Source organism: Ignatzschineria sp. PL_is040 (genome assembly GCF_055813795.1).
In genome coordinates this window covers 45,233-68,857 of record NZ_JBVPGU010000005.1, presented here as the reverse complement: position 1 = coordinate 68,857, position 23,625 = coordinate 45,233, and the positions used below count along the sequence as shown (strand labels likewise).

Here is a 23,625-nt window from a genome sequence, read left to right as displayed (position 1 = left end):
AGACCGATCAAGAGGAATATTGTATCTATGAAAACATTATTTGTCGCACCTACCGGTGATATTAAGAGCTTAACCTCAATTTCACTAGCATTAGTTGAAGCGCTACGCAAGGCGGGGTTAAGTGTTGGATTTGTTCGCCCTATTGGTGAAGATAATAATCGCTCCGAACAGCTCTACCGAGAGCTCTTCAATGATGAATCACCCTCCCCCATTTTGGAAGGAGAGGTGAATAATGCAATTCGCAATGGCAGCTATGATGATCTTTTAGAAGCTGTTGTCGGCAGAGCAACAGAAGCCGCTAAAGGGCACGATATTGTTGTCGTTGAGGGCTTAACCTATCACAACACACGCCCCTATACGCACGATCTTAATGCTGATATCGCTCGCACACTCTGTGCGGGTGTCGTCTTTGCTGGAAACTCCCTAGCCAATACGCCCGAAGAGGTTGCAGCCCACTTTGACCTTAATGCCTATATCTATAGTGAATCCCATATCTGGCTTGCCGGTTATATTATTAACCATGTCAAAGATCCTAAAGCGATCGAAAAGACGGTCACTTTCTGCCAGACCGATTTCTGCCGTTCACTCGACACTCTCGGCATTGTGCCTGAAAATGAGTCATTAAAGGATGATCTTGCTGCGATTCGTTTTATTGCACAACACCTTAATGTTGAACGTTTAGTGAAAGAGCTGAAAACGCAAGGAACAGATCGTATGCCACCATCTGCCTTCCGCTACAAATTGATTCAGAGCGCGCAAAAAGCAGATCGCCGGATTGTACTGCCTGAGGGAGATGAACCCCGTACACTTCGTGCCGCTGCAATCTGTGCTGAACGAGGCATTGCACGCTGCGTACTTCTTGGTGATGTTGCGGCAATTGATGAGGTTGCCAAAGCACATAATATCCATCTGCCTGATCATGGAATTGAGATCATCGATCCCAAAACATTGGTAGAGAGATATGTTCCCGGCTTTGTTGAACGCCGTCAACATAAAGGGGCAACTGAAGAGAGTGCTCGAGAAGCACTGAAAGATAGTGTCGTAGTTGGAACGATGATGCTTGCAGAAGGGGATGTCGATGGCTTAGTTTCGGGGGCTGTGCATACAACTGCCGATACCATTCGCCCAGCATTTCAACTAATTGGCACTGATAAAAACTCAAAACTAGTCTCAAGCATCTTCTTTATGTTAATGAAGGATCAGGTACATGTTTATGGCGATTGTGCAGTAAATCCCAATCCCACCTCAGAGCAATTAGCCGATATCGCTATTCAATCAGCTGAATCGGCGAAAATCTTTGGCATTGAGCCACGTGTTGCGATGCTCTCCTACTCAACGGGCACATCAGGTGCCGGAGAAGAGGTCGAAAAAGTAGCAAAAGCGACCAAGATTGCTAAAGAGAAAGCTCCCGACCTTCTGATCGATGGCCCACTACAATTTGATGCGGCAAGTGTCTTAAGTGTTGGCCAACAGAAAGCCCCCAATAGCCCTGTTGCCGGACGTGCAACGGTCTTTATCTTCCCCGACCTCAATACCGGCAATATCACCTATAAGGCGGTTCAACGCAGTGCCAATGTCGTCTGCATCGGCCCGATGTTGCAAGGTTTAGCAAAACCGGTCAATGATCTTTCTCGAGGCGCACTTGTTGACGATATTGTCTACACCATTGCGATTACGGCATTACAATCAACACCCGAAGCTTAAAGATCAGAATAAAGCGCAATTCCGGCGCATCTTCAAGAGATTGATTCTAGATTTGCGTTAGAGTTTGATATAATAGCGAGCTACCTAAAACCGGTAGCTCTCTCTTTATCTATTCGCTTTATCTGTATACTTTATCGCTTTGCGCTATCTCTTCATCTTATCTCTTTAACAAAACTGATCTGAAGAGACCGGCCAGTAGATAAAAGTTGATAGAGCGTCGATAAGAGGTCGATAAAAGATCAATAGAAGATCGCTAAAGAGCCCGTAGCGAGTAGAGAAGAATAGATTAGTTCATTGAAGCAACAAATATTGATAAATTGAGGAATGCTGTGCCTGTCATACGCCGATCACAAAAAGAACCATTTTCTGCAAAACAGATGTACGATTTAGTCAATGATGTGGAATCATATCCTACCTTTCTTCCTTGGTGTAAAGGATCTCGCATCCTTAAATCGACACCAACTATGATGGAAGCCTCTATCTTGACTGCGAAAGGTCCGCTTAACAAGTGGTTTACTACACGCAACACTTTGGTAGAGAGTGAGAAAATCACCCTCAATCTAGTGGATGGCCCATTTAAGCATCTTCGGGGAGAGTGGCGTTTTAACGACCTTCCTGATGGTGGATCAGAGATTCATCTCATGATCGATTTCGATTTCTCTTTTGGTCCTGCAAGATTACTTTTAACTCCAATCTTTGAAAATATTGCCGGCAGTATGGTTGCCGCCTTTAGTGCTCAAGCAAAGGTGCGTTATGGAAAACTTCTCAGCTAATCCCCCCCATAATCGCGAGACAATCAAGCGCTATAACCGTACTAATGATCAATTTATAACGGTTGAATTTATCTTAGCGCTTCCCGATCGTCAGCCTACTGAAAAACAGAAGTTTCAAGAAGGAATCACCTTAAAAGATGCTCTTCCCTTCTTTGCACTCTATCATGAAGCCTGTAAGGTGATTGATTCTCCCCAATTTGGGATCTTTGGCATTAAAGTCGATCAAGATCATCCCCTTAAGGAGGGCGATCGAATTGAAGTTTATCGCCCCTTGATTATCGATCCCAAGCGAGCGCGACAAATTCGTGCCGCACGAGATCCTCGCTTCAAAAGAAAAGGGGATAGTTAAATCCCCTCTCTTAAATCCCTCACATTTAAAACTTAGCTTCAAGCATTTTCCTCAAGGTACCCCTCTTCTTCCAAGCGCTCTCTTTTAAAAGCTCCCTTCGCTTCCCTCTATCTCTTTAATCACTTCCCTTAAACTCAAATTGCCGCCATGCCTCATAGATCGCAATCGCAACAGAGTTGGAGAGATTAAGGCTTCTCCCGGCATTCTCCACCATAGGAAGGCGTAGACGTTGCTCACCAGGGAGTGAAAAGATCAATGCTTCGGGCAATCCGCGCGTTTCAGGTCCAAAAATCAGCGCATCTCCCGGCTCAAATTTTGCTTCAAAGAAATTTCTACTTCCCTTTGTTGTCATAGCATAGAGTCTATTAGGCGATACTGCCTCAAGGCACGCTTCTAAAGAGGGCCAAACGCTCATCGTTGCCCACTCCGCATAATCGAGCCCAGCACGACGAAGCGCTTTCTCCTCTAACGAAAACCCAAGCGGTTCAATGAGATGTAGCTCAGCACCACTATTAGCACAGAGTCGAATAATATTTCCGGTATTAGGCGGAATCTCTGGCTCATAGAGAATTATCGATAACTTCTGATTCATCTTCTAATATTATCCTTTATGTTGTTATCCTGTATGGTTTCATCCTTTATGGTTTCATCCTTTATGGTTTTATCCTTTATGGCGGATAAAAAAGAACCTAGAGGGATCTCGCTATCGACCACACTCTAGGCTCTTTCTATATTCTTATATCTTCTATTGTTAGCCGCTATTGTTAACTGATACTCTTAACTTTGACTATTCGTCACTACCCTTCTCTTCTTGCATTGCTTTTGCAGCATTAACAAAAGCGATAAAGAGCGGATGCCCATCTCTAGGCGTCGATTTAAACTCAGGATGAGATTGTGTTCCAACAAACCAAGGATGATCTTTCAGCTCAATAAAATCGATCAATCCACGATCATTAGTACGACCTGAAACAATAAAGTTACCATCTTGCAATTGATCGAGATAATCAAGATTAACACCATAGCGATGACGATGACGTTCATTCACATCAGCGCGCCCATAAGCTTCATATGCTTTTGTCCCTTCAATCAAAGTTGCAGGTTGCGCACCCACCGTCATATAGCCTTTGAACTCATCTGTTTCGCTATCGCGCTGTGGATCTAACATCTTAATAACAGGATATTCAGAAGTAGGATCAACTTCGCTCGTATTTGCGCCATCAAGCCCTAACACATTACGTGCATACTCAACAACCGCTAACTGCATGCCTAAACAGAGCCCTAAGAAGGGGATATTATTCTCACGGACATATTGAATCGCGCGAATCTTCCCTTCCATTCCACGCTCACCAAAGCCACCAGGAATTAAGACAGCATCCATACCGGCAAATGCCGCAGATAGCTCCGTCTCATCCATATCTTCTAAAGAGGCCGCCTCTACATAGTGAAGCTTAATCTTTGTCTTTGTCTGAATTCCCGCATGAAATAGTGCTTCATTGATCGATTTATAGGTATCGGTCAATTCTGTATATTTACCAACGATCAAAATATTTGCCACACTATCAGCAGTAGCGATATTTTCTAATACCTGATCCCACTCAGAGAGATCGGCCTCTTTCGCTTGAATATTAAATTGCTCAAGCACGATACGATCAAGACCCTGATCATGAAGAATACCGGGGATTTTATAGATTGAATCAGAATCAACACAGGAGATAACTGCTTCTTGGGCAACAGAGGTAAAGAGTGCAATTTTGCGACGCTCTTCTGCTGGAATCGGCTCTTCTGTACGGCAGATCAAGATGTCAGGCTGAATACCGATCGAACGCAACTCTTTTACCGAGTGTTGTGTCGGCTTTGTCTTCAACTCACCCGATGCACGTAAAAATGGTACTAAAGTTAAATGAAGGAAGAGCGCATTACGAGGTCCTACCTCTGTGCGAATTTGACGAATTGCTTCTAAAAATGGGAGAGATTCAATATCGCCAACCGTGCCACCAATCTCGATAAGTGCAATATCAGCACCTTGTGCGACATTGTAGATACGATGCTTAATTTCATCGGTAATATGAGGAATCACTTGAACGGTATTACCATGATACTCACCTGCTCGTTCACGCTCGATAACTGTTTTATAAACACGTCCCGCACTGACGCTATTGCGACGGCTCGCCGTCATACGGATAAAACGCTCATAATGACCTAAATCGAGATCTGTCTCCGCGCCATCATCGGTCACAAAGACTTCGCCATGTTGAAATGGGCTCATCGTGCCGGGATCGACATTGATATAAGGATCCAACTTCATCATTGTAACCTTAAGTCCCCTAGCTTCTAAAATGGCACCTAAAGAAGCTGCCGCAATACCCTTGCCTAAAGATGAAACAACGCCACCTGTGACAAATATAAAATGTGTCATGAACCCACCCTGAAATTGATGTGAATAAAAAGTCTATCAGGGATCATATTTTAACTCATTTTCGAAAAAAGTTCGATAAATAATTATCGTGCAACGATCGTCTAATTAACGCACAAATAACGCACAAGCATTGATTCATTCACAATCATCCCTCAAGAGAAGTGACGGACACTTTTCAGTCAAAATGGGCGCTCTTTCCTATGGGATAAGTAAGATTTTTTATTGAAAGTTGAGTATAATTAGGGCTTCTATTTTCGAGTGCTTTAAAGGTTAATGAAATATTATGTCAAAGATGAATAAACAATGCGCAAACGCTATTCGTGCGCTCAGCATGGATGCTGTACAAAAAGCAAATTCCGGTCATCCCGGCGCACCGATGGGGATGGCAGAGATGGCGACAGCTCTCTGGGGCCTTAATCTCTCACATAACCCCAACAATCCCCACTGGATCAACCGCGACCGCTTTATCCTCTCTAATGGGCATGCATCAATGCTGCTTTATTCTCTTTTACACTTAACAGGTTATGCGCTCTCGATCGATGATCTCAAAGATTTCCGTCAACTCAATGCTAAAACAGCAGGCCATCCTGAATATGGTTTTGCAGATGGGATCGAAACAACGACAGGGCCTTTAGGTCAAGGTATTGCCAATGCTGTCGGTATGGCGCTTGCAGAAAAGATGATGGCGGGAACTTATAATACAGATCAACATACCATTATCGATCACTACACCTATGCATTCTTAGGTGATGGCTGCATGATGGAGGGGATCTCTCATGAAGCTTGCTCTCTTGCCGGTACCTTAAAACTCAACAAATTGATCGCACTCTATGATGATAATGGCATCTCGATCGATGGAGATATTCGTGGTTGGTTTACCGACAATACTAAAGAGCGCTTCTTAAGCTACGGCTGGAATGTGATCGGTCAAATTGATGGTCACGATATTGCAGCTGTTGATGCGGCGATCAAAGAGGCGAAAAAATCAGACAAACCAACACTCATTATCTGTAAAACTCTAATCGGTAAAGGTTCTCCCAATAAAGAGGGATCAGAAGCGACCCATGGTGCTCCTTTAGGTGCTGAAGAGATTGCGGCAACTAAAGCAAGCCTTGGTTGGAACTATGGTCCTTTTGAAGTTCCAGAAGAGATCTATCAAGCTTGGGATGCTCGCGATACTGGCGATAAAATAGAAGAGGAGTGGAATAACCGCTTCGATGCTTATGTTGCGGATCATCCAGAAAAAGCAGATGAACTTCTTCGTCGCATTGCCGGTGAACTTCCCGACAACTTTGAAGAGACTTTCGCAGCGGCACTGAAAAGCGTTAATGAGAAAGAAGCAGATATCGCAACACGTGTAGCGAGCAAAAATGCACTCGATCTTTTAGCGACTGATCTTGCAGAGATTGTGGGCGGATCTGCTGACCTTACCCCATCGAACAATACCTTCTTCAAAGGAAGCCGTGATCTCGATATCACTACAGGTGAAGGCAACTATATCCGCTTTGGTGTTCGTGAATTTGGGATGGCGGCTATTATGAATGGTTTAGCACTCTATGGCGGTTTTATCCCTTATGGTGCAACTTTCCTCGTCTTCTCCGATTATGCTCGTAATGCGATCCGCATGAGCGCACTCATGGAGCAACGTGTGATCTATATCATGACCCACGATTCCATCGGTCTTGGTGAAGATGGTCCGACCCATCAACCTATCGAGCATGTTGAATCTTTACGCCTTATTCCTAACCTCTATGTATGGCGTCCTTGTGATGCGGTTGAAACATTAGTTGCTTGGACAGATGGTCTCAAAGCTGAAGGTCACCCCACATTACTCGCCCTATCCCGCCAAAACCTTCCCCACCAAACCCGCGATGCCGAGAGCTTAAAAAATATTGAGCGTGGTGGTTATACTCTTCTTGAGAATGATCATGCCGAGATCACACTTCTTGCAACAGGTTCTGAAGTAGAGTTGGCGATGGAAGCTGCGAAAGAGCTTAATGCTCGTGTTGTTTCAATGCCGTGTGTGGAGCTCTTTAGAGAGCAAGATGAAGCTTATAAACAGGCTGTTTTAGGCGATAAGAAGATCCTTGCCATTGAAGCAGGTGTCACTCGTGGCTGGTATGAGTTTGCAGATGCTGTGATAGGAATCGATACTTTCGGGGCATCGGCTCCAGCCAAAGATCTCTTCCCACACTTTGGCTTCACAGTAGATCATGTGATCCAAAAAGCGCAGATGCTCTTAGCAAAAGCGTAGAAGAGTCATCAAAATGGTAAATTAGTGAGATAGTTAGTGAGATCATTGATGAGTTAGTAAAGTAGTTAAGAAATCTCATTAAACTACCACTTACGAAAAATCGAGAGAAAGCCACCGGAAATCATCTTGTGGCTTTCTTTATACCTGTTAACATCACTTCTCCCCCTTTATTTCACAGCACTCCTGCTTGCAAACTGATATGGAATCTTGAGTCATAGCGTAAAAGTGGCATAATTGAATCGAATGAAGTACCACTAACAATGAGTGCCTCTACTTCGATCAAAATTTCGCTCAAATGAGTAGAAGTTTTAAGCGTTTGCAATAATATAGTGTTAGAATGATCAACTATTCATTTTTATAGTTGTATTTTTATAGTTGCATTTTTGTAGTTACATTGTTGTAGTTATACTTTTGCAATTATATTTCTGCAATTACATTTTTATATTCATAATTTTTTTAATTTCGAATCATATAAATCATATTTAATGGGAGCATTTATGAAGCGTTTACTGATTGCTTTAACTGCCTTAGTTTCTCCAGCATTTGCACAAGCTCAAGAGCAAAGCATTTTTCCAACCCTAATTCTGTTTGGGGGAATGTTTGTTGTGATGTATTTCTTAATGATCCGTCCACAACAAAAGCGTGCAAAAGCACATCGCGAATTGATCAACTCACTTAAAGTGGGTGATGAGATCCTTTTAAGCTCAGGTTTTGTTGCAAGAATTCGTGCGCTTGATGAGAACTATGTGAGTGCAGAGATCGCTCCTAATGTTGTTATCAAAGCACAACGTCAAGCGATCAACTCACTTCTTCCAAAAGGAACTTATCGTGAGAAGCTTGATGCAACTCCTGAAAAAGTAGAAAAAACAGAAAAAGCAGAAAAAGCTGAATAATTTTAGAATCGATATTCAGATCGATCAATATGACAATAGATCGCCTTTCTGGCGCCGGCGCCTCTACTCTGTAGAGGCGTTTAGGCTTTTTGATTCACACACTAAAAGTAACCCAATATTATGCTAAATCGATATCCGCTTTGGAAAAATATTCTGATTTTTGGGGTCATTGTTCTCTGTACTATCTTAGCGCTCCCCAACCTCTTTGGGGAAGATCCATCTATTCAAATCTCCCCCACACGAGATACCCAGATCAACTCTGAATTGGTCGCTCGCGTGGATACTGTTTTGAAAGAGAACCACTTCGATGTTAAACGTATCGAAGAATCCCAAGATCAAATTCTTATTCGTTTTAAAGATACGGAAGAACAATTAAAGGCGAAAGATCTCCTTGATGGTGTTCTTCAAGATCAATATTTAACTGCGCTCAATCTCGCTCCCGACATGCCGGAGTGGCTCTCCTCACTTGGGTTACAACCGATGTATCTAGGTCTTGACCTGCGCGGTGGTGTTCACTTCCTCCTCGAAATTGATATGGAGGGGTTAATTACCCAATTGACCAATACCTATGCCGAGAGCATCCGGAGCCATCTTGCAGATAAGGGGCTCACGCCGCTGATCGATATTACAGATCCTCAAACAATCACCATCAGTTTTGGGAATGCTAATGAAGCCAATCGTGCGCGCCAACTACTCTCAACCAATCAAGCCTTCTTAGAGCTCTCCTTTGATAGTAGTGGCAATCGCGTCATCGCTAAAATTAGCAATAAAGAGATCAATGAACGAAAAGCAAGTGCAGTAGTCCAAAATATCACCACGCTTCGAAATCGTGTCAATGAGTTAGGAGTTGCCGAGCCTATTATTCAGCAACAAGGGCTTGATCGTATTGTTGTTCAACTCCCCGGGATTCAAGATACCACTCGCGCTAAAGAGATTTTAGGAACAACTGCGACATTAGAATTCCGTATTGTTGATGATCGCTCCGCTACTGAAGCATATAAAGCGTTAGAGACGGGTCGTGCGCCATTAGGAACAAAGCTCTATCTCACTCGTGATGGAGTTCCCTACCTCTTAAAACGCCAAGTGATCTTAACGGGAGACTCTATCGTTAAGGCAACAGCAGGACTCAATCATGAGACTAACTTGCCGGAAGTCTATATCACGCTCGATTCGAAAGGCGCTGACCGCTTTGCTGAGGGTACAAAAGCCAATGTGAAAAAACCGATGGCGACCGTCTTTATCGAAAATAAGTTACAGACAACTTTTGATAAAGATGGTAATGAGATTCGTAAAAGTATCACAACAGAAGAGATTGCCAACGTCGCAACGATTCAACAGCAGCTCTTCTCCAACTTCTCGATCTCAGGTATCAACTCACTTCAAGAAGCAAACAATCTTGCGATTACCTTAAGTTCAGGGGCATTAGCTGCACCCATCCATATCATTGAAGAGAGAACGATTGGACCGAGCGCCGGTAAAGAGAATATTCAACGCGGTGTTGATGCATCACTCTATGGACTCTTGATGGTAATGGTCTTTATGATCTTACGCTATCGTGGTTTTGGGGTGGTAGCGAACGTTGCGTTACTCGCAAACCTTGTTCTGATCTTAGCGGTTCTTTCACTGCTTCAAGCAACTTTAACGCTCCCGGGGATTGCCGGTATTGTCCTCTCATTAGGGATGAGTGTTGATGCCAACGTCTTGATCAATGAACGGATTCGAGAAGATCTGCGAAAAGGCAGCACACCGCAACAGGCGATCAACAATGGGTTTGGTAAAGCATTCGGCACAATTATGGATGCCAACTTAACGAGCCTCTTCTCAGCTATCGCCCTCTTCTTTATTGGTTCAGGCCCTATTAAAGGCTTTGCTGTTACTCTCTCTGTAGGGATTATCACCTCTGTCTTTACTGCCGTTTACTTCAATAGAGCGATTATCAATCTTCTCTACGGAAGTCGTCGCACCATCAAGAAACTCTCTATCGGCGGTCGCGAGCGCCTTCATATCTTCTCAGGAGAGACCACCTACAACTTTATGCGCTATGCTAAGCTTTGGATTGGCGCTTGTATCGTGGTCTGTATCCTTGCAGTAGGAATCTCTGTCACGAAAGGCTTCAAATTGGGGCTCGACTTTACAGGGGGAACGGAGATTGAGGCGGTCTATGAAAAACCGGTAGAGATCGATGCTGTTCGTGAGCAGTTAGAGGCGATCGGCTTTGATTCTGTCGTGGCACAACATTTCGGTTCAGCACGTAATGTCTTAATCAACATTCCTACGACCGATGATATTGAAGAGTCCACCACAATCACAGAGGATCTAACACTCGCCTTAACACTTCCTGATAATCCAATGACGATTCAAAAGATCGACTATATTGGCGCCAAAGTGGGGAGCGAATTAGTATCTGATGGGGTAATGGCATCAGCACTTGCGATCTTCCTAATCCTTGTTTATATCTGGTTTAGATTTGAGTGGAAGCTCTCTATGGGGACAATTCTCTCCACAGTCCATGATGGTCTCTTTGTGGTTGCGGCATTCTCTATCTTAGGATTAGAGTTTGATCTGACCTCTCTTGCGGCGATCTTGGCGGTGATCGGTTACTCCGTCAATGACACGGTTGTTATCTTAGACCGTATCCGTGAGAACTTTAGACTCAATCGTACCGATACCCCTAAAGAGATTATCAATGCCTCGATCAATCAGACACTCTCGAGAACGGTAATGACATCACTGACCACCTTCTTAGCAGTCTTAGCACTCTATCTCTTTGGTGGCGAAGTGATTCACTCCTTCTCGCTCATTATGTTGATTGGTATCGTGATTGCGACCTACTCTTCAATCTTCATTGCCGCAGCAGGAGCCTACGTCTTAGGGCTTAAGCGGGAAGATCTTATTCCGCCGCCTGTTGCTAAGGAAGATGGGATCGTTATCGATGAGGGAGATAGTCAGAGCAACTCAACATTGCCCTAGAGTAGCACCCCCTTATCAACTATTTGATAGATCCCTATAAGGATCGCTAAAAAACCTTTACATCTCGCAGGTGTAAAGGTTTTTATTCATGGGGCAATTTGCTAGAATAGGGAGTCTTATGAATCAATGAGGCAAAATAGGTTCGGTTAGATCGACCGGCCATTAAATCACCGATTGAAGCATAAAACAGATTGCTATACAGATTGTTATATTAGATTTTTGTACTAAATTTTATACTAGATTTTTATAGTAGATTTGATAGTAGATTTGATAATAGATTATTAAATTGTAAATTCTTGAAGTTAACTCTCTCCAAAGGATCTTCATCAATCTCTAAGAGAGTTCCATAAAGTATTCACTGTTACTCACTTTATTACTCACTTTATTTGCAATAAGGATGGCTCATCTTGCGGCAAGTTGTTCCCAAAAAACCGAAAGCCTCTACGCTTTTTCTGACGGCATTTTCAAAGACGGTAGGAATCGTACTATTTATTGCAACGCTCATTATTGCGCTTGCAATGTCACTGAGCTTCTACAGTTATCATCCCGATGATCCCGCTTGGAGTAGCGCAACCACTGCTGAGGTTGTCCATAATATTATGGGCGAGCGTGGGGCTTATTTCGCCGATATTATGCTCTCTGCCATTGGAAGTACGGCTTGGCTTTTACCCCTTTTTCTGATCGGCTTTGGCTATCAGCTCTTCTTGAAAAGAAAGATCTTAACAGTCACCTTAGATAAGATCAGTTTTCGACTTTTAGGCGTCCTCATTACAATCTTCTCTCTCTCAGCACTACTCGATCTTCATAGTGGCAATGGTGGAATGATGGGCGGATTTATTGGGACAGAACTTATCAATATTCTCAGCACTGCTTTCTCCATCGATCCTGAGCTTTTAACCTATGGTACAAAGATCCTCTTTGCGATCTTAACCTTTGTCGGCTTCTATCTTGTTACCGGCTCAGGCCCTATCGGTTGGATGGATTATTGTGGCGCCTTCATCCTGATGCTCTGGTTCTCTATCTTCCCCTCAAAAGAGGTAGAGGCAGATATTGTTAATCAACATCTCCCTGATCATGATGGCAATATTGAGCAAGAGACGATCGATCGCATGCTCAATGAGACTGAAGGACGCAAAGCACCAAACTTCTTCAATAAGATCTTTGCCGGTGCTGATGATGGCCTTGAGGGTAAACATCAAGATTTTATTGAGATCGATGAAACAATTCTCAAAGAGGAATCATATGAAAACTATGAATCTAATGCCGATTTAACAATGCCGAATACACCTCTCAAAGAGGAGGAACTCAGTAGCTATCATTATCAACCTCTTGAGGAAGAGAACCAACCTGCGGAAGATCAAGACGAAATGAAAAAAGCACAAAACAACATCCCCCCCATTTTCCGTAACTTAAAAAAAAATCATAACGAACCCACCACGACAGAAGAGGCAATCGTAGAAACAACGGAAACAGCTGAAAGACTCGACATCAATCCACTAGAGCCCAAACTTGATGAGGTTTGGGATGATTTCATTCGTGCACCTCAATCTTCACAAGAAGATGAGATCGCAGAGAGCGCTACTCATGAGACGATTGAAGAGGAGGAAGAGAAGAAGAGTATTCCCTCTATCTTCCGTAATCTCTTTAAAGCGCGCCGTAAAACCAAAAAAGTGGAAGAGGAACTCCCTGTTAAAGTTGAACCTTCTCTCGATTCTCTCAAAACTGCGGCAGTAGTAGCGAGTGCCTCAATAGATACACTGCCTCATGAGCAAGAAGAGAGAGGGGGAGAAAGTGGAGAAGATATTGATGCTTTTACAGCACAATCAGATCAAACAGAACCAATAGATAGTGACAATCAAGATCTATTAGAGAGCGATCCACTTCAATTTACCCCGCTTCAATTTGCCATCACTGATCCTTCAGAGGTACAAGATGAGAATCACCTAATGGAAGATCAGCCGACATTAGAGCATGAGGAGCGAGAGATTCAGCCGCTTGATCTTACCGTTGCAGATCTTGAGATAGAAGAGAGTGAGAATGAAGCCGTCGAGGTCATCGCACCGGCATTTGAAACACCGCAAGAGAAAACACCGACACCTGAGGCACCCAAAGAGCGCTATATCGGCCATGAGATCGACCCTAAAAGTGGTATGCCCATCCCCGTTAAAGCTCCCAAAGAGTTTCCGATGGCCGGTCGTCTGCCGGGATTAGATCTCTTAGGCAATCCTCCCCCTGTTACCGAGAGTTACGATGAAGAGGAACTTGCGGAACTTGCATCTCTCATTGAAGAGCAATTTAAACATTTCAATATTGAAGTCTCTGTCGTTAATATTGAACCAGGTCCCGTGATTACCCGCTTTGAGCTCGATCTTGCTCCCGGCGTGAAGATCGCGCAGATCAATAATCTTAATAAAGATATTGCTCGCGCGCTCTCTGTCACAAGTGTTCGTATCGTCGATATTATTCCTGGAAAACCCTATATCGGTCTTGAGATTCCCAATAAGAAGCGACAAATCGTCTACTTCAAAGAGGGGCTCTATGCCGAAGCGTATCGCAATAGTAAACATCCCCTTACGATCTTGCTTGGGAAAGATGTTTCGGGCAATCAAGTTGTGGCCAATCTTGTTAAGATGCCCCACCTTCTTATTGCCGGGACCACAGGCTCGGGGAAATCGGTTGGACTTAATACCATCTTATTAAGCCTTCTCTATAAAGCGCGTCCGGAAGATCTTCGTCTCATACTCATTGACCCGAAAATGCTTGAACTTTCGGTCTACGATAACATTCCACACCTTTTAGCGCCGGTTGTGACCGACATGAAAGAGTCTGCAAATGCGTTACGCTGGGCAGTGATGGAGATGGAGCGTCGCTATCTTCTGATGAGTAAACTTCGTGTCCGTAATATCGATGGCTTCAATCAGAAGGTAAAAGAGGCGATTGCCGCAGATACCCCTATTGCTGACCCGCTTTGGGATGCATCGCGTGAGGTCTCTGACCATGCGACAGCGCCGCTTCTCAAACCCCTTCCCTACATCGTCATTGTGATCGATGAACTTGCCGATATGATGATGAGCGTGGGGAAAGCCGTGGAAGAGCTGATCGCGCGCTTAACACAGAAAGCCCGTGCTGCCGGGATTCATATGGTTGTAGCAACACAGCGTCCATCGGTAGATGTTATTACCGGCTTAATTAAAGCCAATATTCCAAGCCGTATCGCTTTCCAAGTCTCAAGTAAGATCGACTCTCGTACCGTTCTCGACCAGCAAGGTGCGGAGAACCTTTTAGGTCATGGAGATATGCTCTTCTTCCCTACCGGTGCGCCCTTCCCTCAACGGGTTCATGGTGCCTTTGTCGATGACAATGAAGTCAATCGCGTCACCGATTTTCTCCGCTTAACAGGCGATACCGATTATGTGGATGATATCTTAAAAGATCCTACAGAAGAGATTCCAGGGCTCTCAGAGAATGCCTCTGGCTATGTTGCTTCACCTGATGATGTGGAAGATGTGCTCTATGATGAAGCGGTGAAGATCGTTTTAGAAGATCAGCGCCCCACCATCTCCTATGTTCAACGAAAACTTCGCATTGGTTACCAGCGAGCAGCTCGCCTTATTGAGGCGATGGAGGAGCAAGGGATCATCTCTGCTCCTGCCGCAAATGGCAACCGAGAAATTTTAATTCATTATGAAAAATAGTCTTCTTATCTGAATCTTATAGCAATTTTGCCTCAATCAATTGTGAGACAGTTTTATATCAATTTTGAGATAATTTTGAGGCAATTTTGTATCAACTTTATATCCATTTTATATCCATTGCTTATCAATTTTAGATAGATAGACTTTTAACAGGAAAGTGAGAAACCATGATGTTACAGACCGAATTAGATCATCTTTATAGTGAACAGGAAGCAGATGCTATCCCCCTCAGTTTTGCAAGCACTCTCTCTGAGATAACGCTAACAGATGCACAACGAACGCGATTAAAGCGAGAAAAGGAAGATGAGACAATTCATGCCGGAGAGATCGTTCCGCTCTATGATGAGCAAGGAGAACTTAAAGAGGTGGTTGTCGGTTACAATGAGAAAGAACCTCTCTTCACCTTGGGCGATAGCTATCAAAAACTCCCTTTAGGCCACTATCGCCTTCCTGAAACATTGAGAGAAGAGGCGCTCTATAACCATCTCCTCGCCTTTGGTTTAGGGGCTTATCAATTCAATCAATATAAACAAGCAAAGCAACGCGCAATCTCCTTCTATCTTCCTGAAAATGTTGCAAAACGTGTTAAAAATGCTTTGAGTGCTCACTACTTAATTCGCGATCTAATCAATGAGCCGGCAAATACCTTAACGCCCGATAATTTTGTAACACAGATTCGTGCAGAACTCTTAGGGTTTCCCGTCACCATTAAAGAGATTGTGGGAAGTGAACTCTTAAAGCAAAATTTCCCACTCATCTATACCGTAGGTGCCGGCAGTAAATATCAACCTCGCCTTGTCGAAATTATTGCAGAAAAAGAGGGAGCCCCACAATTAACCCTCGTTGGAAAAGGGGTCACTTTTGATACCGGCGGGCTCGATATTAAACCATCTAATAGCATGCGTTATATGCAGAAAGATATGGGGGGTGCAGCGCATATGCTCGCACTTGGAAAATGGATACTACAAGAGGAGTGGAATGTCTCTCTTCGTATCCTCCTCCCGATCGTTGAAAATAGTGTCTCTGATCGCTCTATGCGCCCGGGTGATATTGTCAAAAGTCGTAATGGTATGAGCGTTGAGATCGACAATACCGATGCGGAAGGACGCTTAATTCTCTGCGATGCATTGACCTACGCATTAGAAAAACCATGTGATTTCCTAATCGACTTTGCCACATTGACTGGTGCCGCTCGCGTCGCTCTCGGTACGGAGATCCCGGCACTCTTTACCAATGATGATGCTTTTGCGCAGATCATGCAAAAGAGTGGTGAGAAGAATTGTGATACCGTTTGGCGACTCCCCTTCCATCAAGCCTACAATGAATGGATCGATGCAGAGACAGCAGATGTTAGTAACTCAGGAAGCGTCCCCTTTGCCGGCGCGATTACAGCAGCACTCTTTCTTGAACGCTTTACGAAACAGAGCAATGTTCCTTTTGCCCATGTCGATTTAATGGCTTGGAATATTCGTCATCGCCCAGGTCGCCCTAAAGGGGGAGAAGCGATGGGGCTTCGTGCGGCATTTGATGCCCTTAAAGAGCGTCTCAACTGTCAATAGGATCAGCCTAATAGATCGGCATAGTAGATCGGTCTTATAGATCGATCTGCTGGATCTGACAAGATCAATAAAGCCCTCTATCGAGTCGCAGACAAACAATGAAAACCATAGTATCTGGGGAGTTTTATAGAATCTCTTCTCACGACTATGGTTTTCTCAATTAAATAATTGTACACTGAAATAATAGCTCTTTTTTTGACAATGACTCTTCAATGGGAAACAATCTTATCATTGAGGATCAATATAAGAGATGGGGTTCAAGCTTTTTAATGATCTCTTTTGAAGTTAAAGAATCACCGAAGTTGACCGCCTCTCATACCTCCTGACTATTTCCCTCAACCTAGAATCGTAAATTGCGCCAATGAAAAAGACACTCCGATATCTCCTAGCAGCAAATCTACTGATCTGCACGCTATTGACTCTCGCCTTTGCCGAGACAGGGTTCTCCGCTTTTGTGGTTGATCATAGAACAGGTAAGCCACTCTATGAACATGATGTCGATGCAAGACGCTATCCGGCATCATTAACAAAAGTGCTAACGCTCTATATTGTCTTTGAGGATCTCGCAAAAGGTAAGGTCAATCTCAATACCAAAGTCCCCTTCTCAGCAAAAGCAGCGGCTCAACCACCCTCAAAAATTGGTGGGAAAGAGGGAACCGCAATCACATTAGAGACTGCCATTAAAGCTTTAATTGTTAAATCCGCAAATGATGTGGCGCTAGCCGTTGCCGAAAAGATATCCGGGTCAGAAGAAGCTTTTGCTCGCCGAATGAATCAGACAGCAAAAAAATTGGGGATGCATAGTAGCCACTTTGTCAATCCTCATGGATTACCGAATGATAACCAATATACAACCGCTCGAGATATGATCAAATTAGGGATCGCGATTCATAATCACTTCCCACAATATTATCATCTCTTTCAAACGCCCTCGTTTGAATATGCTGGCGTCACTTTCCGCTCCCACAACCGCGTTAACCGAGATTTCCCCGGTGCAGATGGGATAAAAACAGGTTATATTCGTAAATCAGGATTTAATCTCTTAACCAGCGCTAAACGCAACAACAATCGTGTTTTTGCCGTTGTTTTAGGGGGAAGAACCACACAGCTACGGGATGATTTGATGATCTCACTTCTCGATCAGAGCTTTAATGATGGTTATAAAGGGCGCTCTATTCGTGAAATCTCCCCTTACATCACAAAAGATATGACCGTTCTCTTCACTCCCACAAAAGCGAAACCGAGTGATAAAACGCAACTCTTCGATAGCAAAAAAGGACGTCGAAGTGGTTCTACCGCAATCGTTAAAGCACCGCCCGCTCCTAAAATAGAGCCTGTAAAACCAGCAGAAGTCGTAGCCCCTATTCCGGCATTGGTTTTAGAATCCTCTTCCGATCAGATTATCGCCGGTACAGGAGATTACTCACCAGGCACGGCCCCTATCCGCGGACCCATCGTGAGCGCTTCAGGACTGAGTCATGCAGTACAAGTAGGCGCATTTAAAGATTACAATGCCGCACGCAATGAAGCACGCAGTGCTTATGAAAAGGTAAGAAGCGGTACCGTTCAAGTCTTTAACACCGGTGAATATTATCGCGCGCTTCTCTCAGGATTTAATGAGAGCGAAGCAGAAAAGACCTGCCAAAGTTTAAGGCAGAAAAAGACAGATTGTTTTGTCATTGCACTTTAAGCTCTGCGTAACAATTTATCAAAACTGATCAGATCCATAAAAAGCGACAGCGCTCGACAGAGATCACTAAGAATCACTCAAAGCCTACTCTTCTATTTTGCGAGTAGGCTTTTTATATAACCTCATAAATATTCAATATTAATCTTCACAGCAACACCGACACTAAATATCATGAAATAATCTGAAAATATCCATTATAAATAACGCTGAAAAATGGATCATAGCAAGGATGATCGATCAAGAAAAATAAAGAGCAGAAGTAAGAAAGAAGGAGAGAAAATAATCACTAAAAGATTGATACATAAATACAATCAACATAAATAGATCAAATAACGATAAAAAATCATTAATATTCCTCTATAATAGAGCTATAGAGAAACTATATAGAGAAACTATATAGAGAGGCTATATAGAGATATTATAAGGAGATTCTGCTAGATCATTCGAGTACCAGTAATGGACTCACCTATTTATAATGATACCCATTTTTAATAATAACCATACAATAATAGTTTTAGTTGTAACTTCTATATCGATTCGATTTCGATTCTATTTTGAATTGAGTCGACCTATTAAAATTTATCAATATTAGGGAATAATATGATCACACTAAAGCCTGTAAAGCCGATCCCCGGCGCCATTGCGCTGGGTCTTACACTTCTCATTTGGTTTGTTATCCCAACGCCGGAAGGAGTTCAGGAGAATGCTTGGCAGCTACTTGCCCTCTTTATCGGAACTATCGCCGCGATTATTGGTAAGGCACTTCCAATTGGAGCAATCTCTGTGATTGCAATCTCTGCAGTTGCTTTAACCCAAGTGACCCATCCTGGCGATGCAACTGCAGCACTTAATGATGCATTGAGTGGATTTTCTAACAATCTTATCTGGCTGATCGGAATCTCCATGATTATCTCTGTCAGTCTCAATAAAACAGGGTTAGGAGCACGCATCGGATATTGGCTCATCTCTCTTTTTGGTAAACGCTCATTAGGTATTGCCTACTCACTCACCTTTTCAGAGTTGATTTTAGCACCGGTCACCCCGAGTAATACTGCACGAGGAGGTGGAATTATCCACCCTATTATGAAGTCGATCGCGGATAGTTTCGACTCTCAACCTGACGATCCCGCTTCATCGAAGAAGATTGGGCGCTTCTTGGCACTTGTCAACTACAATACCAACCCCATTACCTCCGCAATGTTTATTACGGCAACCGCACCGAACCCTTTAATTGTTAATCTTATTGCGGAAGGTTTAGGCGCAGAATTTCGCCTCACATGGAGTGCGTGGGCAATTGCGGCAATTATCCCTGGGCTTTTATCACTACTGATCATGCCTTTAGTCATCTACTTCTTAGTGCCACCAACGATTAAGAAGACCCCTAATGCGCCACTCTTTGCAAAGCAAAAGATGGCGGAGCTCGGGAAGATGTCTCTCCCTGAAATCATTACGGCTGGTGTCTTTATTCTCTTACTCTTAATGTGGGCTGAAGTTCCCGATCTTCTCTTTGGTCTACAGATCAATGCAGCAACTGCGGCCTTTATCGGACTCTCCATCCTACTTCTAACCGGGGTTTTAACTTGGGATGATGCTTTGAGTCATAAGAGCGCCTGGGATACTGTTATGTGGTTTTCAGCGCTCATTATGATGGCAACATTTTTAGGAAAATTGGGGCTTGTTAAATGGCTGGCTTTAACGGTCAGCCACGGCATTGATGAGCTGAGCCTTGGTTGGATTCTCTCCATGCTAATTCTAGTGTTAATCTATGTCTATACTCACTACTTCTTTGCCAGTACCACTGCCCATATTACTGCAATGTTTGGTGCTTTTTTAGCAGCTGGTGTCGCCTTAGGTGCGCCCCCGATGTTACTAGCCCTCACCTTAGCCTTCTCCTCTTCTCTGATGATGTCATTGACTCACTACGCAACAGGAACAGCGCCCATTATCTTTGGTTCTAACTATACAACCTTAGCGGAATGGTGGCGCGTCGGTTTTGTGATGAGTATCGTCAACCTTGCAATCTGGTTCTATGTCGGTGGTCTTTGGTGGAAAGTACTCGGCTACTGGTAGTTGTAGCCGCACTAAAACTGCGACAATGAGCATAATAGGCTGGCATAACAGCAATAAATAGGAAGAGAGAGCGATACAGTGTAGCGACTTTTTAAAGTTGCCACTCAATCGCTCCCTTTCCTTTATCGAGGAGATATTGATTGCTCTTAGAAAAAGGCTTAGAGCCAAAAAATCCACGATATGCTGAAAGAGGAGAAGGATGTGCACTCTCTAAAATAAGATGCCGCGTTCGATCGATCTTCGCTCCTTTCTTCTGAGCATGATTTCCCCACAAGATAAAGACAAGATGCTGGTAATGATCTGCGAGATAATCGATGACGGCACTGGTAAACTGCTCCCAGCCGATCTGTGCATGAGAATGGGCCTTTCCCTCTTCTACCGTTAAAACAGTATTGAGAAGAAAAACACCCTGCTCACTCCACGCAGAGAGATCACCCGATTGAGGTGGTTGAAAATTGGGGATATCAGTGACTAACTCTTGATAGATATTGCGCAGTGAAGGAGGGATTTTAACCCCTGGCTGAACGGAAAAGGCTAAACCATGGGCTTGCCCTAAACCATGATAAGGATCTTGCCCTAAGATAACGACTCTAATCTGATCTGGCGCGATCTGGAAGGCATTAAAGATCGATTCAACTGGTGGAAAAACTTTAACGCCCCGATTTACGGAGTCCTCGATCCCCTGCTCGATTTTCTGAAAATAAGGTTTTTCTATCTCGCTTTTGATAAAATCACGCCATTGTGGATCAATCTTCGATAAATCAAATTTCACACAGACTCCTATCATCATCTCTACAAACATCTCTACAAATTAATCATTCACGACTCATGACTAAAATGCTCATCCGTTAATACGCACTCAATGAACTTCTTAACCCATTTAATAGCGCCATCACAAGTGGCACTATTGTAATCAGGCGCACGCAATATGCCAAACTTAATTCAAAATCTTCTACTTGTTATGTTGGGCGCTTCTCTTGGTGGAGGTTGTCGCTATCTTTTCACGCTGATCGAAAGTCGCCTCTCAACACCTATCCCAATCTCCACTCTTCTCGTTAATATCATCGGGGGGTTACTTGCCGGAATAATTGCCGGTTATCTTCTCCATAAACCAGATCAAACCATTCGTCTCTTTCTGATCGTAGGATTTTGTGGCGGGCTTACCACCTTCTCAAGCTTTTCATTAGAAACGATGAAATTGCTCCAAAACCGAGAGTTTCTAATGGCTCTATCTCTAATACTCTTTCACTTTATCGGTGCAATCGGCGCAACAATCATCGGCTTCGCCCTCACCCAACGGTTTATCTCCTAATTGTTGATAATAGAGACCATCACTTGCCGGCATGCGATTTTAGAAAGTATGCAAGAGTAAACCCCGACACCTCATCAGCCCTTTTATCTCCACAAATAAAAAAATCACTGTGCAATTGAGTTGCAACAGTGATTTTCTCTTATCAAAACATTATGATGATACCACTAACCAGATGCCACTAACTGTCATTGGGATTCATGGTACTCTCACCATATCAATAAGCTAATTATATCAATGAATTAGACATTAAAACGGAAGTGAATGATGTCACCATCTTGAACGATATAATCTTTCCCTTCAAGACGCATTTTACCCTTCTCTTTTGCACCATTTTCACCCCCAAATTCGACAAAGTCATCATAAGCGATCACTTCTGCACGAATAAATCCACGCTCAAAGTCGGTATGGATAACACCGGCAGCTTGTGGTGCGGTTGATCCTTTTTTGATGGTCCAAGCACGGACTTCCTTGACCCCTGCGGTAAAATAGGTCTCAAGATCAAGCAGCTGATAACCACCGCGAATAACACGATTTAAACCCGGCTCTTCAAAGCCCATATCCGCTAAGAACATCTCTTTATCTTCATCTTCTAATTGTGAGATCTCAGCCTCTATCGCTGCACAGATCGGTACCACAAAGGAATTTTCTTCAGCGGCATATGCCTCTACCGCTTCAAGAAGCGGATTATTCTCAAAACCATCTTCATTGACATTGGCAATATACATCACCGGCTTCATTGTAAGGAAATGAAAATCTCTTAAAAGTAGACGCTCATCTGCATCTAAACCTAAAGAACGAAGACTTTTTGCTTCATTCAGTGTTGGAATGACCTTCTCTTTTAAAAGCGCGACTTGCGCAACAGCTGTCTTATCGCCCCCTTTTGCAACACGCTCAAGACGCTGAAGACCACGTTCTGCACTTGCAAGATCAGCGAGAGAAAGTTCCGTATTGATCACCTCAATATCATCAATAGGACTCACCTGACCGGAGACATGGACGATATCATCATTCTCAAAACAGCGGACGACATGTGCAATCGCATCCGTTTCACGAATATTGGCTAAAAATTGATTTCCTAACCCTTCCCCTTTTGAAGCACCGGCAACTAATCCAGCAATATCAACAAAGTCGATATAGGTCTGCTGTACGCGCTCAGGATTGACGATTTTCACCAAAGGTGCAAGACGCTCATCTGGAACATTGACTCGACCCACATTGGGTTCAATGGTACAGAATGGATAGTTTGCGGCATCAATGCCCGCATTGGTTAATGCATTAAAAAGTGTCGACTTACCAACATTTGGAAGTCCTACAATCCCACACTGAATAGCCATAAAATTTCCTTTAACTCAACTGTTCTATCGGCGATGAAGCTCATTCATCGCTTTCTCATATTCACCTGCTACAAATTGCGGCAGAACCGCTCGAGCAGCATCTATCGCTTGGAAGATCTCATTCTCATCCTTCTCTGGCGTCTTTGTTAAAACATAGCTCGATACCAATGAGGCGTGTCCAGGATGCCCAATGCCGATGCGAAGGCGCATAAAATCACGAGAACCTAATCGCTCTATAATGCTCTTTAAGCCATTATGTCCTCCATGACCGCCCCCTTTTTTAAAGCGAGCAACACCCGGCGCAAGATCGAGTTCATCATGAACCACTAAAATCTCTTCTGGCATTATCTTATAAAAGAGCGCAAGTGCAACTACAGCATCACCACTTTTATTCATAAAGGTCTCCGGTTCTAAAAGATAGACCTTTTGGGAACCAAAGAGTTGCTCTCCGACCAATCCTTTAAAGCGATTATTGAGAGAAAGTGGTGCATTTCGAATACTATCAATAAACCAAAAACCCGCATTGTGGCGGGTTTTTGCATATTGAAGTCCTGGATTTCCAAGACCTACAATCATTTTAATCATTATCTATTACTCAGTTCAAAG

General features: G+C 43.5%; 16 protein-coding genes. 11 read left to right on the top strand and 5 right to left on the bottom strand.

Annotated features, from left to right (window positions below; all coding sequences use genetic code 11):
* Nucleotides 1-27 precede the first annotated feature (27 nt).
* The 3 genes from pta to AC0SAP_RS07435 all read left to right on the top strand — a co-directional run bounded on the left by pta (nt 28) and on the right by AC0SAP_RS07435 (nt 2,826).
* Nucleotides 28-1,704: a phosphate acetyltransferase gene (gene pta, locus AC0SAP_RS07445; protein ID WP_473383698.1), complete on the top strand. Its 1,677-nt coding sequence runs from the start codon at nt 28-30 to the stop codon at nt 1,702-1,704.
* Between the two features lie 329 nt (nt 1,705-2,033).
* Complete coding sequence (locus tag AC0SAP_RS07440) at nt 2,034-2,477, top strand: type II toxin-antitoxin system RatA family toxin (RefSeq protein WP_094567748.1); 444 nt, start codon at nt 2,034-2,036, stop codon at nt 2,475-2,477.
* Nucleotides 2,458-2,826 carry an RnfH family protein gene (locus tag AC0SAP_RS07435; protein ID WP_473383696.1) on the top strand — a complete coding sequence of 123 codons (369 nt, stop codon included), beginning with the start codon at nt 2,458-2,460 and terminating at the stop codon, nt 2,824-2,826. Before AC0SAP_RS07440 ends, AC0SAP_RS07435 begins: the two co-directional genes overlap by 20 nt.
* Before the next feature lie 115 nt (nt 2,827-2,941).
* Here the strand turns inward: AC0SAP_RS07435 and AC0SAP_RS07430 are convergent, their stop codons facing one another.
* Nucleotides 2,942-3,418, bottom strand: coding sequence for a tRNA (cytidine(34)-2'-O)-methyltransferase (locus tag AC0SAP_RS07430; protein WP_094567750.1), 477 nt, complete (start codon nt 3,416-3,418; stop codon nt 2,942-2,944).
* A 195-nt stretch (nt 3,419-3,613) separates the two neighbouring features.
* A complete protein-coding gene (locus AC0SAP_RS07425; RefSeq protein WP_473383695.1) occupies nt 3,614-5,242 on the bottom strand; it encodes a CTP synthase in 1,629 nt (542 codons plus the stop codon).
* Between the two features lie 283 nt (nt 5,243-5,525).
* Between AC0SAP_RS07425 and tkt the strand changes: the two genes are divergently transcribed.
* From tkt to AC0SAP_RS07390, 7 genes are all read left to right on the top strand, one after another.
* Complete coding sequence (gene tkt, locus AC0SAP_RS07420; RefSeq protein ID WP_473383693.1) at nt 5,526-7,496, top strand: transketolase; 1,971 nt, start codon at nt 5,526-5,528, stop codon at nt 7,494-7,496.
* Nucleotides 7,497-7,993: 497 nt separating this feature from the next.
* The gene (gene yajC / locus AC0SAP_RS07415; protein ID WP_286481830.1) at nt 7,994-8,389 is read left to right on the top strand and encodes a preprotein translocase subunit YajC; all 396 of its coding nucleotides are present in this window, start codon (nt 7,994-7,996) and stop codon (nt 8,387-8,389) included.
* Nucleotides 8,390-8,509: 120 nt separating this feature from the next.
* Nucleotides 8,510-11,359 (top strand): protein translocase subunit SecD, encoded by a 2,850-nt coding sequence (secD, locus tag AC0SAP_RS07410; RefSeq protein ID WP_473383692.1) that lies wholly within the window; start codon nt 8,510-8,512, stop codon nt 11,357-11,359.
* A 407-nt stretch (nt 11,360-11,766) separates the two neighbouring features.
* Complete coding sequence (locus AC0SAP_RS07405; protein ID WP_473383690.1) at nt 11,767-15,054, top strand: DNA translocase FtsK 4TM domain-containing protein; 3,288 nt, start codon at nt 11,767-11,769, stop codon at nt 15,052-15,054.
* Between the two features lie 167 nt (nt 15,055-15,221).
* Entirely contained in the window at nt 15,222-16,613 is a 1,392-nt protein-coding gene (locus AC0SAP_RS07400; protein ID WP_473383688.1) for a leucyl aminopeptidase family protein, read from the top strand.
* Nucleotides 16,614-16,974: 361 nt separating this feature from the next.
* Nucleotides 16,975-18,303, top strand: coding sequence for a serine hydrolase (locus AC0SAP_RS07395; RefSeq protein ID WP_473383687.1), 1,329 nt, complete (start codon nt 16,975-16,977; stop codon nt 18,301-18,303).
* A gap of 600 nt (nt 18,304-18,903) precedes the next feature.
* Nucleotides 18,904-20,373, top strand: a complete 1,470-nt coding sequence (locus tag AC0SAP_RS07390) for a DASS family sodium-coupled anion symporter (protein ID WP_286481838.1) — start codon at nt 18,904-18,906, stop codon at nt 20,371-20,373.
* Nucleotides 20,374-20,464: 91 nt separating this feature from the next.
* On the opposite strand, the gene ung is transcribed toward AC0SAP_RS07390, so the two are convergent.
* Entirely contained in the window at nt 20,465-21,145 is a 681-nt protein-coding gene (gene ung / locus AC0SAP_RS07385) for a uracil-DNA glycosylase (RefSeq protein WP_473383685.1), read from the bottom strand.
* Nucleotides 21,146-21,301: 156 nt separating this feature from the next.
* Between ung and AC0SAP_RS07380 the strand changes: the two genes are divergently transcribed.
* Complete coding sequence (locus AC0SAP_RS07380; RefSeq protein WP_473383684.1) at nt 21,302-21,685, top strand: fluoride efflux transporter FluC; 384 nt, start codon at nt 21,302-21,304, stop codon at nt 21,683-21,685.
* 239 nt (nt 21,686-21,924) lie between these two features.
* On the opposite strand, the gene ychF is transcribed toward AC0SAP_RS07380, so the two are convergent.
* A complete protein-coding gene (gene ychF, locus AC0SAP_RS07375) occupies nt 21,925-23,019 on the bottom strand; it encodes a redox-regulated ATPase YchF (RefSeq protein ID WP_109202219.1) in 1,095 nt (364 codons plus the stop codon).
* Between the two features lie 24 nt (nt 23,020-23,043).
* Nucleotides 23,044-23,604 (bottom strand): aminoacyl-tRNA hydrolase, encoded by a 561-nt coding sequence (gene pth, locus AC0SAP_RS07370; protein ID WP_109236235.1) that lies wholly within the window; start codon nt 23,602-23,604, stop codon nt 23,044-23,046.
* Between the last annotated feature and the right edge of the window lie 21 nt (nt 23,605-23,625).

What these genes read in the sequence shown, in the direction of transcription:
- pta (WP_473383698.1), top strand. Translation starts at nt 28, where the DNA reads ATGAAAACATTATTTGTCGCACCTACCGGTGATATTAAGAGCTTAACC.
- AC0SAP_RS07435 (WP_473383696.1), top strand. Translation starts at nt 2,458, where the DNA reads ATGGAAAACTTCTCAGCTAATCCCCCCCATAATCGCGAGACAATCAAG.
- AC0SAP_RS07430 (WP_094567750.1), bottom strand. Translation starts at nt 3,418, where the DNA reads ATGAATCAGAAGTTATCGATAATTCTCTATGAGCCAGAGATTCCGCCT.
- AC0SAP_RS07425 (WP_473383695.1), bottom strand. Translation starts at nt 5,242, where the DNA reads ATGACACATTTTATATTTGTCACAGGTGGCGTTGTTTCATCTTTAGGC.
- tkt (WP_473383693.1), top strand. Translation starts at nt 5,526, where the DNA reads ATGTCAAAGATGAATAAACAATGCGCAAACGCTATTCGTGCGCTCAGC.
- yajC (WP_286481830.1), top strand. Translation starts at nt 7,994, where the DNA reads ATGAAGCGTTTACTGATTGCTTTAACTGCCTTAGTTTCTCCAGCATTT.
- secD (WP_473383692.1), top strand. Translation starts at nt 8,510, where the DNA reads ATGCTAAATCGATATCCGCTTTGGAAAAATATTCTGATTTTTGGGGTC.
- AC0SAP_RS07400 (WP_473383688.1), top strand. Translation starts at nt 15,222, where the DNA reads ATGATGTTACAGACCGAATTAGATCATCTTTATAGTGAACAGGAAGCA.
- AC0SAP_RS07395 (WP_473383687.1), top strand. Translation starts at nt 16,975, where the DNA reads ATGAAAAAGACACTCCGATATCTCCTAGCAGCAAATCTACTGATCTGC.
- AC0SAP_RS07390 (WP_286481838.1), top strand. Translation starts at nt 18,904, where the DNA reads ATGATCACACTAAAGCCTGTAAAGCCGATCCCCGGCGCCATTGCGCTG.
- AC0SAP_RS07380 (WP_473383684.1), top strand. Translation starts at nt 21,302, where the DNA reads ATGCCAAACTTAATTCAAAATCTTCTACTTGTTATGTTGGGCGCTTCT.
- ychF (WP_109202219.1), bottom strand. Translation starts at nt 23,019, where the DNA reads ATGGCTATTCAGTGTGGGATTGTAGGACTTCCAAATGTTGGTAAGTCG.
- pth (WP_109236235.1), bottom strand. Translation starts at nt 23,604, where the DNA reads ATGATTAAAATGATTGTAGGTCTTGGAAATCCAGGACTTCAATATGCA.